Origin of the sequence: Oceanicaulis sp. UBA2681, assembly GCF_002354675.1 — a bacterium.
In the GTDB taxonomy this organism is placed as follows: Bacteria; Pseudomonadota; Alphaproteobacteria; order Caulobacterales; family Maricaulaceae; genus Oceanicaulis; species Oceanicaulis alexandrii.
Genome location: NZ_DEMB01000008.1, coordinates 60,977 through 75,547 on the forward strand (window position 1 = coordinate 60,977; position 14,571 = coordinate 75,547).

The following is a 14,571-nucleotide window of genomic DNA, read 5'->3' on the forward strand; positions in this document are numbered from 1 at the left end:
AGGCCGGGCTGCACACATTCACCGCCGCTGGGCGTTGCGTCTGCAAATTCTGCGTGACATAACGCGCGCTCATTCCCGGCCGCCGCCCCGCGTGCATGAGCGCGTTTGAGCAAGGCGGCGACCGCATTCTAACAAGGCCTCGCCAAGATGAACGTAGTTGAAAAATCCGCTGAAGGGCTCTCGCGCACGTTTGAGGTTGTCGTGCCCGCGTCGGAGCTCGAAGCGAAACTGACCGCCAAGATCGAAGAGATCCGTCCTGAAGTGCGCCTGAAGGGCTTCCGCCCCGGCAAGGTGCCCGCCAACCACATCCGCAAGATGTTCGGCGCCTCCATCATGGGCGACATCCTTCAGGAGCTGGTCCCGCAAGCCACCCAGGAAACCCTGGACGAGCGCAAGATCCGCCCGGCCTCCCAGCCGGCCGTGGATGTGAAATCCGATGCGGAAGACGTTCTGAAAAGCGGCGCTGATTTCGCGTTCGAGATCAGCCTCGAAATCATGCCGGAATTTGAGACGGTCGATCCCAAGACCCTCAAGCTGACCCGCCCGGTCGCCAAAGTGGCTGACGCGCAGGTCGACGAGGCGCTGGAAGAGCTGGCCAAGCAGTCGGTGTCCTATGAAGACAAGTCCGGCAAGGCTGCGGACGGCGACAAGGTCGTGATCGACTTCGTCGGCTCCATCGACGGCGAAGAATTCCAGGGCGGCGCCGCTGAAGGCGCTGAGCTGGTGATCGGTTCAGGCCAGTTCATCCCCGGCTTTGAAGAGCAGCTGATCGGCGCCAAATCCGGCGACAAGGTCGACATCAAGGTGACCTTCCCCGCAGATTATCAGGCTGAACACCTGGCCGGCAAAGACGCCGTCTTCGCCACCGAAGTGAAGGGCGTTCAGGCGCCGGGCGAAACCAAGATCGACGATTCGCTGGCCGAGCGCCTCGGGCTGTCCGATCTGGAAGCCTTGAAAGACGCGCTGATCAAGCGTTTTGAAAGCGAGCATGGCCAGGCCTCTCGCATGAAGGTCAAGCGCACCTTGCTGGACGCGCTCGACGCTGAGCATGACTCCGTCGAGCTGCCTGAGAAAATGGTCGAGCAGGAGTTCGAGCAGATTTGGCGCGAAGTCCAGAACGCCATCGAGAACGACCAGCTTGACGATGAAGACAAGGGCAAGTCCGAGGACGAGCTCAAGGACGATTACCGCAAGATCGCTGCGCGTCGCGTGCGTCTGGGCCTGGTGCTGGCGGAAATCGGCCGGAAAGCCAATGTGGACGTCACGCAGGAAGAGCTGTCGCGCGCTGTGAACCAGGAAGCTGTTCGCTTCCAGGGTCGTGAGCGTGAAGTGGTCGAGTTCTATCAAAAGAACCCGGGCGCCATTCAGGCCCTGCGCGCGCCGATCTATGAAGAGAAAGTCGTCGATTACATTCTCGAACTGGCTGATGTGACCGACGAGGAAGTCGATCGCGAAACCCTGTTCGCTGAAGACGACGAGGCGCCCGCCGCCGAAGAGAAAAAGCCCGCCAAGAAGAAGGCTCCGGCTAAGAAAAAGGCGGCTCCGAAGAAAAAGGCTGCAAAGTCCGACGAGGACTAATCCAGTCTTAACCCTGACGGGACCATCAAGGCCTGGGTCGGTTTCTTCTCGAACGAGAGGAAAAAGGCCCGGGCCTTGTGCATTTGAGGGTTTGCGCCCAGGCGCGGGCCTTGTCACAGTGCTGATCCATGGCCATATCCGGCCGACCTAGACGAACACTGCTTTCCTTGAGGAGCTGGCTATGCGTGAGCCGCAGGATGTGATGATGAACCTCGTTCCCATGGTGGTCGAGCAAAGTGCGCGGGGCGAACGCGCCTACGACATCTATTCGCGCCTGCTGAAGGAACGCATCGTGTTCGTCACCGGGCCGATCGAAGACCATATGGCGAGCCTGATGGTGGCTCAGCTGCTTTTCCTCGAATCGGAAAACCCGAAAAAAGAGATCGCCATGTACATCAACTCGCCCGGCGGGTCGGTGAGCGCAGGTCTCGCGATCTATGACACCATGCAATATATCAGCTGCCCGGTGGCCACGGCCTGCGTCGGCATGGCGGCCTCCATGGGCTCGCTGCTGCTGACGGCTGGCGACAAGGACATGCGTTTTGCGACGCCGAACGCCCGCATCATGCTGCACCAGCCGTCTGGCGGGTTCCGCGGCACGGCGGCGGATATCGAGCGTCACGGCGAGGACATCCTCAAGATCAAGCGCCGGATGAACGAGATTTACGTCAAACACACCGGCCAGCCGCTCGAAAAAGTCGAGAAAACGCTGGATCGGGACTTCTACATGGATGCGATGGAAGCCAAGGATTTCGGCCTGATCGACCATGTTTACGAGAAGCGCGGCGGGCCCGAAGCGTCCTGATTTAAGTCAGGTCTGTCTCGGTTCTGAGCACCCAAGCCGCGCTGCGCCAGATCAGGCCAGCGCGGTTTTGCATGCTTGATCACCCCCCTCTGGCTGTGATCACATGCGCTTTAGAAACGTTTCGCTAAGGTCCGGCCTTGATCTTGCAGGAACGGGCCGAGTCACTTTTGACGAATTTAGGCCAAAGCGAACCAACCGCGCCACGGCGCACAGCGGGACCGACGGGAGCAGCCATGACCAAGGCGACCACAGGCGACGGAAAGAGCACGCTGTATTGCTCATTCTGCGGCAAAAGCCAGCATGAGGTCCGCAAGCTCATCGCAGGGCCTACGGTTTTCATCTGCGATGAATGCGTTGAATTATGCATGGACATCATCCGCGAGGAGAACAAAACCTCGCTGGTGAAGTCCAATGAGGGCGTGCCCAGCCCGCAGGAAATCTTCCAGGTCCTGCAGGACTATGTGATTGGCCAGGCCAAGGCCAAGCGCGTGCTCTCGGTCGCCGTTCACAACCACTACAAGCGTCTCAACCATGCCGGTCAGAACGGCGAGGTGGAGCTGTCCAAGTCCAACATCCTGCTGATCGGCCCGACGGGTTGCGGCAAGACGCTGCTGGCGCAGACGCTGGCGCGCATTCTGGACGTGCCCTTCACCATGGCGGACGCCACCACCCTGACCGAAGCCGGTTATGTGGGTGAAGACGTGGAGAACATCGTTCTCAAACTGCTGCAATCTGCGGACTACAATGTCGAACGCGCCCAGCGCGGCATCGTCTATATCGACGAAATCGACAAGATCAGCCGCAAATCCGACAATCCCTCGATCACCCGCGACGTGTCGGGCGAGGGCGTGCAGCAGGCGCTTCTGAAGATCATGGAAGGCACGGTGGCTTCGGTGCCGCCCCAGGGCGGCCGCAAGCATCCCCAGCAGGAATTCCTGCAAGTGGACACCACCAACATCCTGTTCATCGTGGGCGGCGCCTTCGCCGGCCTCGAAAGCATCATCTCCCAGCGCGGCAAAGGCTCCGCCGTGGGCTTTGGCGCCGATGTGCGCGATCCTGACGCCCGCCGTCAGGGTGAAGTCCTGTCTGAAGTCGAGCCGGACGATCTGACCAAGTTTGGCCTGATCCCCGAATTCGTGGGCCGTCTGCCCGTGATCGCAACACTGGAAGATCTCGACGTTGACGCCCTGGTTCAGATCCTGACCGAGCCGAAGAACGCTCTGGTCAAGCAATATCAGCGCCTGTTCGAAATGGAAGGCGTCGGCCTGTCCTTTACCGAGGATGCTCTGACCGCCATCGCCAACAAGGCGATCCACCGCAAGACCGGCGCTCGTGGCTTGCGCTCGATCATGGAGGGCATTTTGCTCGACACCATGTTTGACCTGCCCAGCCTTGAGGGCGTCGAGGAAGTGGTGGTCAACGCCGAAGTCGTCACCGGCGACGCCACCCCGCTGTACATCTACGCCAAGTCCAAAGGCGAGGCTGCACCGAAGCAGGGCGCGTAGGGCTTCAGGTAAACAGAAATTAATTCGCTTCTAAAACGTGCCGATCCATATGCTCAAAGGCTGCACTGTGATGGTGCAGCCTTTTTGCTATGGGGCGTCAGATGCGAAACCTAGGCTTCTATTCCGCTGCAGCGCTGGTTGCGACCTGGCTGGCGTTCCTGTTGCCTTTGGCGTCCGCACAGACAGAAGCTCCATATTACCAACGCGTAGAAGAAGGCGAGGCGTTTCCGATCGAACTCAGCGGTCCACGCTATGAGCGCGGTTATCTATTCGTGCCTCAAAGCGCTGACCCTGACGATCCGCTGATCCTGAAGCTACCGGTGATCCGGATCCGGGCTCTTGAGCCGAATCCTGTCCTGGCGCCCGTACTCTTTCTTCCAGGAGGACCCGGCGTCGGATCGTTGCGCGCAGCATTTTATCCGGGCGCCTATCCTGGGACGCAGACGCGAGACTTCATAATCCTCGGTCGTCGCGGAACTCGCTATGCGGAGCCCTCCTTGCGGTGTGAGCCGATTGGCCAGGCGCTTGTCGATGCTGCTGATACGGGGATGGAAACGCTCCAGCAGGCGTTTGACGCATGTCAGAGCACGCTGTTCGAGCAGGGGGTGCGACTGGGCGCCTATCACAGCGCGGCAAGCGCGTCAGATATTGAAGCGCTGAGAGCCGCACTTGGCTTGGAGCAAGTATCAATTTTTGCATTGTCTTACGGCACAAGGCTCGCTCTGACCTATGCGCGAGATTACCCCGGCCGGGTGCAGTCCATGGTGCTGGAAGCGCCTTTGCCTCACAACGTAAGATTTGACGACAGCTATTCTCAGAATTTGCGACTGGCTTTAGAGCGGGTAACGCAGATTTGTGCAGAACAAGAGGAATGCGCACGCGCCTTCCCCGATCTGGGTGACCGTTTCTTTTCAGCCATTCAAGCGGCGCCACGAGAGTGTGAACCGGGGCGACAAACCGTCTGTCAGGCGGACATTGTCGACAGCGTCCCGCTAGGCTCTCCAGACGATTTGGTCTGGGCGCCTTTAAGGATGGAGCAAGCTCTGGCTCGGCAGACGCCTCCGAAATCTGGCGCTCGTGGCGTGCCCTCCGATTTCGACTGGGGCGTTAGGTTGTCGGTTTGGTGCAGTGAGGCTCTCCCACACGCACAAAGGTGGAATGGTCCTCTTGATGATAGCTTTGCCGGGTTGGACGCTGCGACCTTCCTGCCTGACACCTGTCGGAGTTGGGGCGCGCCTGTGCGACCGCTCTCTGATCGTGCCGTGACTGTCAGTGACGCGCCTACGCTCATCCTGGCGGGTGAACTGGACATTCTGACGCCGCCTGACTGGGGGTATGAGGCGGCGCGGACTTTAAACAGGAGCCGTGTGATCTCCATCCCTTACGGTTTCCATTCTGAAACGACCAATTGGGATGGCGATGGCTGCGCCATGTCGCTTGCTGTGAGATTTTTTTCATCACCCGATGAGATGATCGCAGATACGAGTCTGGCGCCCTGCATCGAGGCGCGCGCTGAGCCGGCTTTCATCACCCGCTAGGGGCCTGCGCTGCAATCTGCGCTGAGCCTCAGGCTTGAAGCTGCAAGGCGCCGCCTCCACTTGTTTAGGCATGCAAACACGGCGAGGCTCGGCTTGATGAGCGGGCCAGGTCGTGAGGCCGGCGCCGCAAGGGTCGGCGAGGTTGAGTTGCGCCCCGGTTCGGGAGCGACCCGGCCCCTTGGAGAATGACTATGAGCGAAACTAAAACGCTTCCCCTGCTGCCGCTGCGCGACATCGTCGTCTTCCCGCACATGATCGTGCCCCTGTTTGTGGGCCGCGAGAAATCCGTGCGGGCGCTCGAGGAAGTGATGCGCGCGGACAAGCAGATCCTTCTGGCCACCCAGAAGAATGCGGCTGATGACGATCCGGCCCATGAAGCGGTCTACAACGATGGCGTCGTGGCGTCTGTGCTGCAGCTTCTCAAGCTGCCCGACGGCACGGTCAAAGTACTGGTCGAAGGCGGTCGCCGCATGACCATCACCCGCTTTCTGGACAATCAGGCCTATTTCGAAGCTGAAGCCGAACTGGTGGAAGAAGAACTGGCCGATCCGGCGGAAGTCGAGGCGCTGATGCGCGCAGCGGCCGAAAAGTTCGAAGACTACGTCAAGCTGAACAAGAAAGTGCCGCCTGAAGCGCTGGCCGCTGTGGGCGAGATCACGGACGCCGCCAAGATGGCGGACACGATCGCGGCGCATCTGTCGGTGAAGATCGCCGAGAAGCAGGCGCTGATGGCCAATTCCAACGTGGTGGAGCGCCTGGAAAAGGTGTTTGCGCTGATGGAAGGCGAGATCAGCGTGCTGCAGGTCGAGAAGAAAATCCGCAACCGCGTGAAGCGGCAGATGGAGAAGACCCAGCGCGAATATTATCTCAATGAGCAGATGAAGGCGATCCAGCGTGAGCTGGGCGAGGGCGATGACGGCCGTGAAGAGCTGTCCGAACTCGAACAGAAAGTCGCCGACGCCAAGCTCAGCAAGGAAGCGCGCGAAAAGGCCGAGGCGGAGCTCAAGAAGCTGCGCCAGATGAGCCCCATGTCGGCGGAAGCCACCGTGGTGCGAAATTATCTCGACTGGATGCTGGCGTTGCCCTGGGGCAAGCGCAAGCGTTTGAAGAAAGATCTGGGCGTGGCCGAGCAGGTGCTTGATCGCGACCATTTCGGACTTGAGAAGGTCAAGGAACGCATTATCGAGCATCTGGCGGTGCAAACGCGCGTGAAGAAGATGCGCGGCCCGATTCTGTGCCTTGTGGGCCCGCCGGGCGTGGGCAAGACCTCGCTGGGACGCTCTATCGCGGAAGCGACGGGACGTGAGTTCGTGCGCGTGTCTCTGGGCGGCGTGCGTGATGAAGCCGAGATTCGCGGCCACCGCCGCACCTATATCGGCTCCATGCCGGGGCGCATCATCCAGTCGCTGAAAAAAGCCAAGTCGACCAATCCGGTCATTCTGCTCGATGAGATCGACAAGCTGGGCGCGGATTATCGCGGCGATCCGGCGTCAGCGCTTCTGGAAGTGCTCGATCCGGAACAGAACTCCACCTTCAACGATCACTATCTGGAAGTGGATTATGATCTGTCCGACGTGATGTTCATCACCACGGCGAACACGCTCAACCTGCCGCAGCCGCTTCTGGACCGGATGGAGATCATCCGGATCGCGGGCTACACCGAGGATGAGAAGGTGGAGATTGCGCGCCGTCACCTGATCCCCAAACAGCTCAAGGTGCATGCGCTCAAGGAAGCTGAGTGGACCATTGAGGACAGCGCCTTGCGCGATCTGATCCGCTATTACACCCGTGAAAGCGGCGTGCGGAACCTGGAGCGTGAGATCGCACGGCTTGCGCGCAAAACCGTGCGTAAGCTGGTGGCGGGCGAAAGCGACCACATCATCATCAACGCCGAGAATCTCGATGAGTTCGCGGGCGTCCGCAAGTATCGCTATGGCGAGACGGAAACCGAGGACAAGGTGGGCCTGGTGACGGGCCTCGCCTGGACTGAGGTCGGCGGCGATCTGCTGACGATCGAAGCGGTTCAGATGCCCGGTCGCGGCAAGATGACGGTGACCGGCAACCTCAAAGAGGTGATGAAGGAATCGATCTCGGCGGCGAACTCCTATGTTCAGAGCCGGGCGCCGGCCCTGGGCATCAAGCCCACGGTCTTCCGCACCACCGACATCCACGTGCACGTCCCCGAGGGCGCCACGCCCAAGGACGGCCCGTCTGCAGGCGGGGCCATGATCACCGCCATCGTCTCCACGCTCACTGGCGTGCCGGTGCGCAAGGATGTGGCTATGACCGGCGAGATCACCTTGCGCGGCCGCGTGCTGCCTATTGGTGGTCTGAAAGAGAAGATGCTGGCGGCCCTGCGCGGCGGCGTGAAGACGGTGCTGATCCCCAAGGACAATGAAAAGGATCTCGCCGAAATCCCGGACAACGTCAAGGAAGGGCTCAAGATCATCCCGGTCGAAACGGTTGAGGAAGTCCTCAATGTTGCGCTGACCGAGCCGATCCAGCCGATCGAGTGGACGGAAGCGGATGCGGCGGCGCTGGCCGCGCTTCCCGGCTCCACTGAAGTCAGCGGCGGGGGCGAGCAGCGCCCGCATTAACTGACACGACAATTGACACTGAAACGGCCCCGGACATCCGTCCGGGGCCGTTTTGCATCAGGCTTTCAGGCCAAAGACGTCCTGGGCGATGCCGGACAGGAAGCGATCCTTGTGAACCGGGTCGAGCTCCAGCGCATCGAGCCCTTTCAGGCATTTTTCAGGCGTTATCATCGGCCAGTTGGAGCCAAACATGACCCGGTCGCGACCCGGGCCTTTCATATAGGTCTGAAAGTCTGGCGGCAGCCGGTGCAGGGCGTAGGCGGAGGTGTCCACATACAGATTGGGAAATTTCAAGGTCAGACTGGTCAGCTCGTTCACCCATGGAAAGCCCACATGCCCGCCGACGACCTTGAGCGAAGGGAAGTCCAGCAAGACATCTTCGATATAGGGAATGAGCCGGCCGACCTCGGAGCGGCGCAACGGCCCGGTATGGCCGATCTGGGTGCAGAACGGCGCACCGACCTCCACACACGCGGCGTAGACCGGATAATACCAGGCGTGATTAGGCGGCAGGTTCCAGATCCAGGGTAATACGCGGACGCCAACGAAGCGCTCGCCGTCATAACGGTCGCGAATGGTTTTCGCGGCGGTCTCGGGCTGGCTGATGTCCACGCTCAGAAACCCGCGAAATCGATCAGGGGCGGTGTTTATGGCTGCATCCACTTCGTCATTGGTGATCAGCCAGCCTTCAGGGGCGCTCCAGGCGCTGAGGATCATCAGGTCGACGCCAGCCTGGTCCATGGCTCTTAATGTGGCGCTTTCACTCAACTCCAGGCCGGTTCGTTCAGCCTTCATCCAGCGTAAAAGTGAACCAAGCCATGGAGTTTGCGTCATCCGTGTCGTAAGAATCTGCCCCCACACGTCTATGATCATTCGCAACTCCATTATAACTTAAGCATTAGGCTAATGGGTGCGCGGCCCTAAGAACAAGAGACTTGAAAACCATGAGCGCCAGCAGCCCCCGTTTGTATTCCGCCGTGATTAAAAGCGCCGAACGGCTTCGCCAGGAAGCGGATTCCGTTGTTATCGAGGCGGCGGGCCTGACGGTCGCGCAAGCCGCGCTTCTTGGCGTGGTGCTGAATGACCCTGACGCGACTCAGAGCGATATCGCCGTGCGTCTGGAGTTGTCAGAACCGGCAGTGACCCAGATGGTGGCGCGGCTTCAGCGTGAAGGCCTGATCGAACGCACGCGCGATGAAAATGACCGCCGCCGCTGGCGCCTGAAAGTCACGACAGATGGCCTCGCGAAGGCGGAACGCGCCCGCGTGGCTTTTGAAGCGGTCAACGCACGCCTTGAGAAAATGATGGGCGAGGAGATCGCCAGCGATGTGGCCCAGCGTCTGAACACGCTGCGTCTCGAGCTGAAAAGCTAGATCCTAGTCCGCGTTGCGGATGCGGACCGTTTCAATGACGACCGGCTCCGTCAAGAATTGCGGGTAGGGGAAGTCGTCCGGCGCACTGTCCAGGCTGGTCGGGCTCATCCAGATGCGTTCCACCACATCCATGCCCTCGATCACTTCGCCGAACACTGCGTATCCGGCTTCATCGGGGTTGCGGCCATCCGGCCCGGCGTCGAGGCCGGGATAGTCGGCAACCATGATGAAAAACTCTGTGGTGGCGGTGCCAGGTTCGTCGCGCGCCATGGAGATGGCGCCGCGCGTGTGGCTCAGGCCAGTGTCGAGGGTTGATTCATGGGCGATACCCTCAGCCTCAGCCAACCCGTCAAAGCTGTGCCCGCCCTGGATAAGGTTCATCGGAGCCACGCCTTCGCGCTCGTTATCGTCGCGGACTGAGCGATAGAAAGATCCGTCATCGAAATGCCCCGCCTGGGCGTGGACGATGAAATTGGCGACGCTCAAAGGCGCGGCGGCCTCATCAAGTTCGACCACGATGGCGCCGTGGCTGGTTTCGATGACCGCCTGGGGAAGCGCCAGGGCGAGGGCTGCGACTGAGAACGCAGTGAAGAGTGCAGGCATGGGGCGTGTCCTTTGAGAGGGTGACGCTATCGGGCGGTGTTGCAGGCGGAATGTCAATTGTCCGGCCAAAAGGGCTTGACCGTACGCGGCATACGGTTTCATGCTGCGATGCATGATGAACACGAACCTCTTTGTCTTCGGCGGCTATTTCTATCGTCCTCTCGGGGCCGGTTGACGCTGCTTGCTTGCAAGATGAAGTCACCAGCCCCGCCCTTCGGCGGGGTTTTTTAATGGGAGTCGGCCATGAGCCAGACCGAGCCGCGCGATGAGCGTCTAATTCTGCGACAGGCGATCGATGCGTCCGATTCAGAGATCTTGAAAATCCTGGCCGAACGCCGGCGTCTGGGTGAAGCGCTTGGGGCGTTGAAAGCGGGCGAGCACAGTCCAGTGCGCGATACGGATCGCGAGCGCGCCGTTATCGAGCGCGCCGTGGCCAAGGGGCGCGAGTACGGCTTGTCTGACAGCTTCGTTGAAACCCTGTTCCAGGCGATCATCGACGACTCCCTGCGCCGACAGCGCGCCGGTCTGGATGCACGTGTCGGCGACGCCATGCTGACCGAGGCGCGGGTCGCCTATCTGGGCGGGCCGGGCTCCTATTCGCAGTTCGCGGCGAACGCGCACTTCTCGGGCCGGTATTCGGGCGTGGCGCCGGTCATCAAGCGTGATTACGCGTCGATCTTCAAAGCCCTGGAAAATGGCGAAGCCGATTACGGCTTCCTGCCGATCGAGAACACGGCCACGGGCGGCGTCAACGAAGTCTATGACCTGCTGCGTGATTCAAACCTGAAGATCGCCGGCGAACACCATATGAAGATCCAGCATGCGCTTATGGGCAAGGCGAGTGATCTGGGGCCCGTGCGCACAGTTTACGGCCACCCCCAGGCGCTGCGTCAGGCGCAGCGATGGCTCAATTCGCGCACCGATCTGAAGAAAGTTCCGGTGACTTCCACCACGCGGGCGCTGGAACGTGCGCTTGATGAAGGGCCTGAAGTGGCCGCTGTGGCAGGGCCGGACGCCGCGCGCCTGTTCGGTCTGAACCTGATTGAGCCAATGATCTCCGACTTTGAAGGCAATGAGACCCGCTTTGTCGCGCTGGCGGTTGACCCGGCCCCGGCATCCCCGCTCTTGCCGTGCAAGACCTCGCTGGTCTTCATCACCTCGGACGCGTCCGGCTCACTGGTGGATGCACTGGACGGGTTCCGCCAGCACGGGGTGAACATGACCAAGCTCGAGAGCCGGCCGGTGCCCGGATCGCCCTGGGAGCAGATGTTCTTTCTCGATCTGGAAGGCCATGAAGAGGACAAAACCGTGGCCAAGGCGCTGGAGCATCTGTCCGGCTATGCGAAATCTGTCCGGCGCTTCGGCTCTTACGGTTCAGACCGCTTGAAGCCGACCTCGCTTGAAGGCTAAAAGAGCGTCCTTCCGAGTCGGGAGCGGGTGGTTAGCTCAGCTGGTAGAGCAACTGGTTTACACCCAGTAGGTCGGCGGTTCGACCCCGTCACCACCCACCATCCGGCTCAAGTTTTCTCACAGGACGAGACGTGTCGGGATATTTCCCCATTGCCGTCGGAAGACGGCTCAGCCAGTGTTTCAGGTCTGAGAGGCGTCATTGCGCCTCCTGGCTTGGGGAGCAAGCCTGATGACCCCGTATGACGCGTTTATCGCCGCTCATATCGACACCGACTTTGAGACTTACGCCGCGTTCCTCAAAGCGATGGACGAGGCGGGGCTTGAGGGCGATGACCGTCAGCGCGCCTATTCCGCCTGGCGGCTCGGTTGGAGCCGGGCCATGCTGGGCGCGGAAGGCGGCGAACAACTTACCGAAGTGCGTGAAGGCCGCATCAAGCAATGGCGCTAGCGTTCGGACGCTGATCACGCTCCGAACTGCGCATCCAGAAAACGCAAGAACGCATCCCAGTCTTCCCCGCGCACGCCATGCGTGGCGGGGCGGATGTGAAACGCGATACGGCCGGTGACGTTCATCTCTTCAAGACTGTCCTGAATCAGACCGTCCTCGCCATAGAGCGACCAGACCGGGCTCGCCGCTTCCGCCGCGCGCCAGGCGCCCGCCGGGTCAGACCAGACATCGCGGCGGCCATTGCCCAGGAGCACGCTGCGCGGCGCGATCATCGCCAGAAGATAATGCGCATCCAGCGGCAAGGCGTCTTCGCGGTCTGCATAGGTCGCATAGGCGGGCGCGAACCAGTGCGGATAGTTTTGCGTGATCGAGGCGAGCGGTTCGCCCAGATTGTCCCGGTGAAGCGAGGCGCCCCCGGTGCCGGACTGGTGCGCGAGGATGACGCCGAAGCGTTCATCGCGTGCGCCCGCCAGCAAAGCCGCTTTGGCGCGGCGTGAATGGCCCATGACGCTCAGCTGGTCGGACGCGATGCGGGAATCGGTTTGAAGATGATCGGCCACACGGCTCATCATCCACGCCCAGACCCCGATCACGCCGGGCCTGTCAGGCGCATTCGGGTCAAGATTGAGCGCGCGGAGTGTTGCGTCATGAACGCTGGCGCGGTCGGGCGCGATATCGCTTTCATGCCAGGCGGCGACCGCATAGCCGCGCCGCAGGATCTGCTCAAGCGGCGGGCTGACCACGTAATCGCCGAAAAAGCTGCTGGCGAAGTCTTCGAGCGCCGAGCCGGTGGGTTCGCAATAGCCCGGAACCGGATTGGTTGATTCAGGCCAGTCAGGACGGCGCAGCTGGGCGCGCAAGCCGCAATCGCTGGGAATCAGAATGACCGGAACCGGGCCTTGAGCATCGCGCGGCGTAATCAGCGCCAGCTCAATCGCGCCCTGACCGCCGTTTTCAAGCGCGATGGAAAGCGATACCCGCTCCAGTACGCCCGATTGATGATAGGCCTGCGGATCGATCAGTTCGCGTTCTATGACCTGCACATCCGCGGCGGGCAACGGGGCGCCGAACAGCGTGTCAGACAGCGATTGTGCGACCTGGGGGCGGGTCTGGATCCATCCCTCCAGCCCTGCGCTCAGCCCAGGCAGAGGCGGCTCCGCGGCCGGACCCGCGCCATGGGGATTGGCGGTCATCATGATATAGCGCACGGGGCTGCACGATGCGGCGAGGCCGAGCATCAAGGGCGTGATGAGCGCGAGGAGAAGGGCGGTTCTCAGGACGAAACGGGGCTGGGTCATCAGGTCAGCTTAGCGTCGTCCCGGGCCCGCGGCGAGCGGGCTCACAACGCTGTGATTTTCCCACAGGCGAACGCTGCATTTGCTGGCAAAACCCGCTTGACCCTTCGCGGGTGCGCCTTTAGACACACGCTTCCTGACGCGGCCCAGCGCCGCAGATGATCTGAGCGGGTGTAGCTCAGTTGGTTAGAGCGCCGGCCTGTCACGCCGGAGGTCGCCGGTTCGAGCCCGGTCACTCGCGCCATCAGATCATCAGGACATGCCGCTTCGAGCGGCGTTTTAGTTGGCGCCGAGCTTATCGACGCATTGATCTGAGCGGGTGTAGCTCAGTTGGTTAGAGCGCCGGCCTGTCACGCCGGAGGTCGCCGGTTCGAGCCCGGTCACTCGCGCCAGTTCAGATCGAATATTTCCCGACTTTCAGACGCGTTTCACAATCGCCGACGCCTGTCGTCAGGCGCCGGCTGACAGTGTGCGTCTAGATGTCCAGATTGAAATACAACGCTGTGAACACAAGGCAGTCCACGGCGGCGTGGGCGATCACCAGGGGCCACAGATTGCGTTTGTAGATCAGGAACAGAAGGCCGAGTGAAAGCCCGATCAGACCGGTCGTTATAAGGCCTCGCAATCCTTGATAATACACATGACCGTAGCCGAAATAGAGCGCTGGCAAGATCACGCTGACGGCGGTCATCACAACGCCTGATCCTAAGGCGTCACGCAGCCGGTTGATCATGTAGCCGCGAAAGAACAGCTCTTCGCCTAGGCCCGCCGCAAGGATCGAGATTGCGAGCCATAACAGGTAATGAGGCAGGCTTCCGTCCGCGACCGCGCCGAAGCGATCCGTGACGCCTGCGGGCTCCTGACCCATGAACTCAAAACCCAAAGCGGTCCCGATAGAGGCTGAGCCCACACCCGTCGCCAGAATGACCACGACGCCGAGCAAAGCTTGCAGAGGCAGCAGGAGCCAGGATTTCAGCTTGGGCAGTTTGATTAGACCAAAGGACCGCCAACCCAGCCCCCGCCAGTGCAAATAGACGGTTAGTCCCGACAAAACGATCAGCAGGGTCAATGGCCCGGCGTAGCGCCACAAGACAAGGCTGATCAGGGCTTTGATCGTCATCGCGGCGAGGGCTGCGATCAGGACCTCCAATAACAGGAGGGGGCGGGGCGTGGTGGTCATGGCGGGCTCGCTTTGAAATCATGAATGTTCAAAGTCAGATGCCTGCTTGGTTCGAAATGGATGCAAAAGAGGCCGCGCCTGACGGAGCGGCCTCTGATGGTTTCGTATTTCGGGGGAGGGCTTTATTCGTGGCGCAGCGCCGTGATCGGATCGAGGCGGCTGGCCTGGTGCGCTGGATAAAAGCCGAACAGAACGCCGACCAGCGTCGAGGCCCCAATCGCGACCAACGCGATGGTGGG

General features: G+C 61.0%; 12 protein-coding genes and 3 tRNA genes. 11 read left to right on the forward strand and 4 right to left on the reverse strand.

Going from position 1 to position 14,571, the window contains the following annotated elements:
* Positions 1 to 147 precede the first annotated feature (147 nt).
* From tig to lon, 5 genes are all read left to right on the forward strand, one after another.
* Complete coding sequence (gene tig / locus B3M53_RS05465) at positions 148 to 1,578, forward strand: trigger factor (RefSeq protein ID WP_286799779.1); 1,431 nt, start codon at positions 148 to 150, stop codon at positions 1,576 to 1,578.
* Positions 1,579 to 1,759: 181 nt separating this feature from the next.
* Positions 1,760 to 2,383 carry an ATP-dependent Clp protease proteolytic subunit gene (locus B3M53_RS05470; RefSeq protein ID WP_022699608.1) on the forward strand — a complete coding sequence of 208 codons (624 nt, stop codon included), beginning with the start codon at positions 1,760 to 1,762 and terminating at the stop codon, positions 2,381 to 2,383.
* 233 nt (positions 2,384 to 2,616) lie between these two features.
* Positions 2,617 to 3,888, forward strand: coding sequence for an ATP-dependent Clp protease ATP-binding subunit ClpX (gene clpX / locus B3M53_RS05475; RefSeq protein ID WP_022699607.1), 1,272 nt, complete (start codon positions 2,617 to 2,619; stop codon positions 3,886 to 3,888).
* Positions 3,889 to 3,989: 101 nt separating this feature from the next.
* Positions 3,990 to 5,426 (forward strand): alpha/beta fold hydrolase, encoded by a 1,437-nt coding sequence (locus B3M53_RS05480; protein WP_286799784.1) that lies wholly within the window; start codon positions 3,990 to 3,992, stop codon positions 5,424 to 5,426.
* Positions 5,427 to 5,617: 191 nt separating this feature from the next.
* Positions 5,618 to 8,023: an endopeptidase La gene (gene lon / locus B3M53_RS05485; protein WP_160091622.1), complete on the forward strand. Its 2,406-nt coding sequence runs from the start codon at positions 5,618 to 5,620 to the stop codon at positions 8,021 to 8,023.
* 57 nt (positions 8,024 to 8,080) lie between these two features.
* Here lon and B3M53_RS05490 read toward each other — a convergent pair whose 3' ends face one another.
* On the reverse strand, positions 8,081 to 8,896 hold the full coding sequence (locus B3M53_RS05490) for an amidohydrolase family protein (RefSeq protein WP_286799785.1): 816 nt from the start codon (positions 8,894 to 8,896) through the stop codon (positions 8,081 to 8,083).
* 71 nt (positions 8,897 to 8,967) lie between these two features.
* On the opposite strand from B3M53_RS05490, the gene B3M53_RS05495 reads away from it, so the two are divergent.
* Entirely contained in the window at positions 8,968 to 9,396 is a 429-nt protein-coding gene (locus tag B3M53_RS05495) for a MarR family winged helix-turn-helix transcriptional regulator (protein WP_022699603.1), read from the forward strand.
* Between the two features lie 3 nt (positions 9,397 to 9,399).
* Here the strand turns inward: B3M53_RS05495 and B3M53_RS05500 are convergent, their stop codons facing one another.
* A complete protein-coding gene (locus B3M53_RS05500; protein WP_286799787.1) occupies positions 9,400 to 9,999 on the reverse strand; it encodes a peptidylprolyl isomerase in 600 nt (199 codons plus the stop codon).
* A gap of 243 nt (positions 10,000 to 10,242) precedes the next feature.
* Here B3M53_RS05500 and B3M53_RS05505 point away from each other — a divergent pair, with 243 nt between their 5' ends.
* The 3 genes from B3M53_RS05505 (at position 10,243) to B3M53_RS05515 (ending at position 11,857) form a co-directional block, all read left to right on the forward strand.
* Complete coding sequence (locus B3M53_RS05505; RefSeq protein ID WP_022699601.1) at positions 10,243 to 11,409, forward strand: bifunctional chorismate mutase/prephenate dehydratase; 1,167 nt, start codon at positions 10,243 to 10,245, stop codon at positions 11,407 to 11,409.
* Positions 11,410 to 11,434: 25 nt separating this feature from the next.
* Positions 11,435 to 11,510, forward strand: a tRNA-Val gene (locus B3M53_RS05510).
* Between the two features lie 128 nt (positions 11,511 to 11,638).
* Entirely contained in the window at positions 11,639 to 11,857 is a 219-nt protein-coding gene (locus B3M53_RS05515) for a hypothetical protein (RefSeq protein ID WP_022699600.1), read from the forward strand.
* Between the two features lie 14 nt (positions 11,858 to 11,871).
* Here the strand turns inward: B3M53_RS05515 and B3M53_RS05520 are convergent, their stop codons facing one another.
* Positions 11,872 to 13,155: a hypothetical protein gene (locus tag B3M53_RS05520; protein ID WP_286799791.1), complete on the reverse strand. Its 1,284-nt coding sequence runs from the start codon at positions 13,153 to 13,155 to the stop codon at positions 11,872 to 11,874.
* A gap of 164 nt (positions 13,156 to 13,319) precedes the next feature.
* Between B3M53_RS05520 and B3M53_RS05525 the strand changes: the two genes are divergently transcribed.
* A tRNA-Asp gene (locus B3M53_RS05525) sits at positions 13,320 to 13,396 on the forward strand.
* A gap of 71 nt (positions 13,397 to 13,467) precedes the next feature.
* Positions 13,468 to 13,544 (forward strand) — tRNA-Asp (locus B3M53_RS05530).
* 83 nt (positions 13,545 to 13,627) lie between these two features.
* Here the strand turns inward: B3M53_RS05530 and B3M53_RS05535 are convergent.
* Positions 13,628 to 14,332, reverse strand: coding sequence for a CPBP family intramembrane glutamic endopeptidase (locus B3M53_RS05535; protein WP_286799792.1), 705 nt, complete (start codon positions 14,330 to 14,332; stop codon positions 13,628 to 13,630).
* Positions 14,333 to 14,571 lie beyond the last annotated feature (239 nt).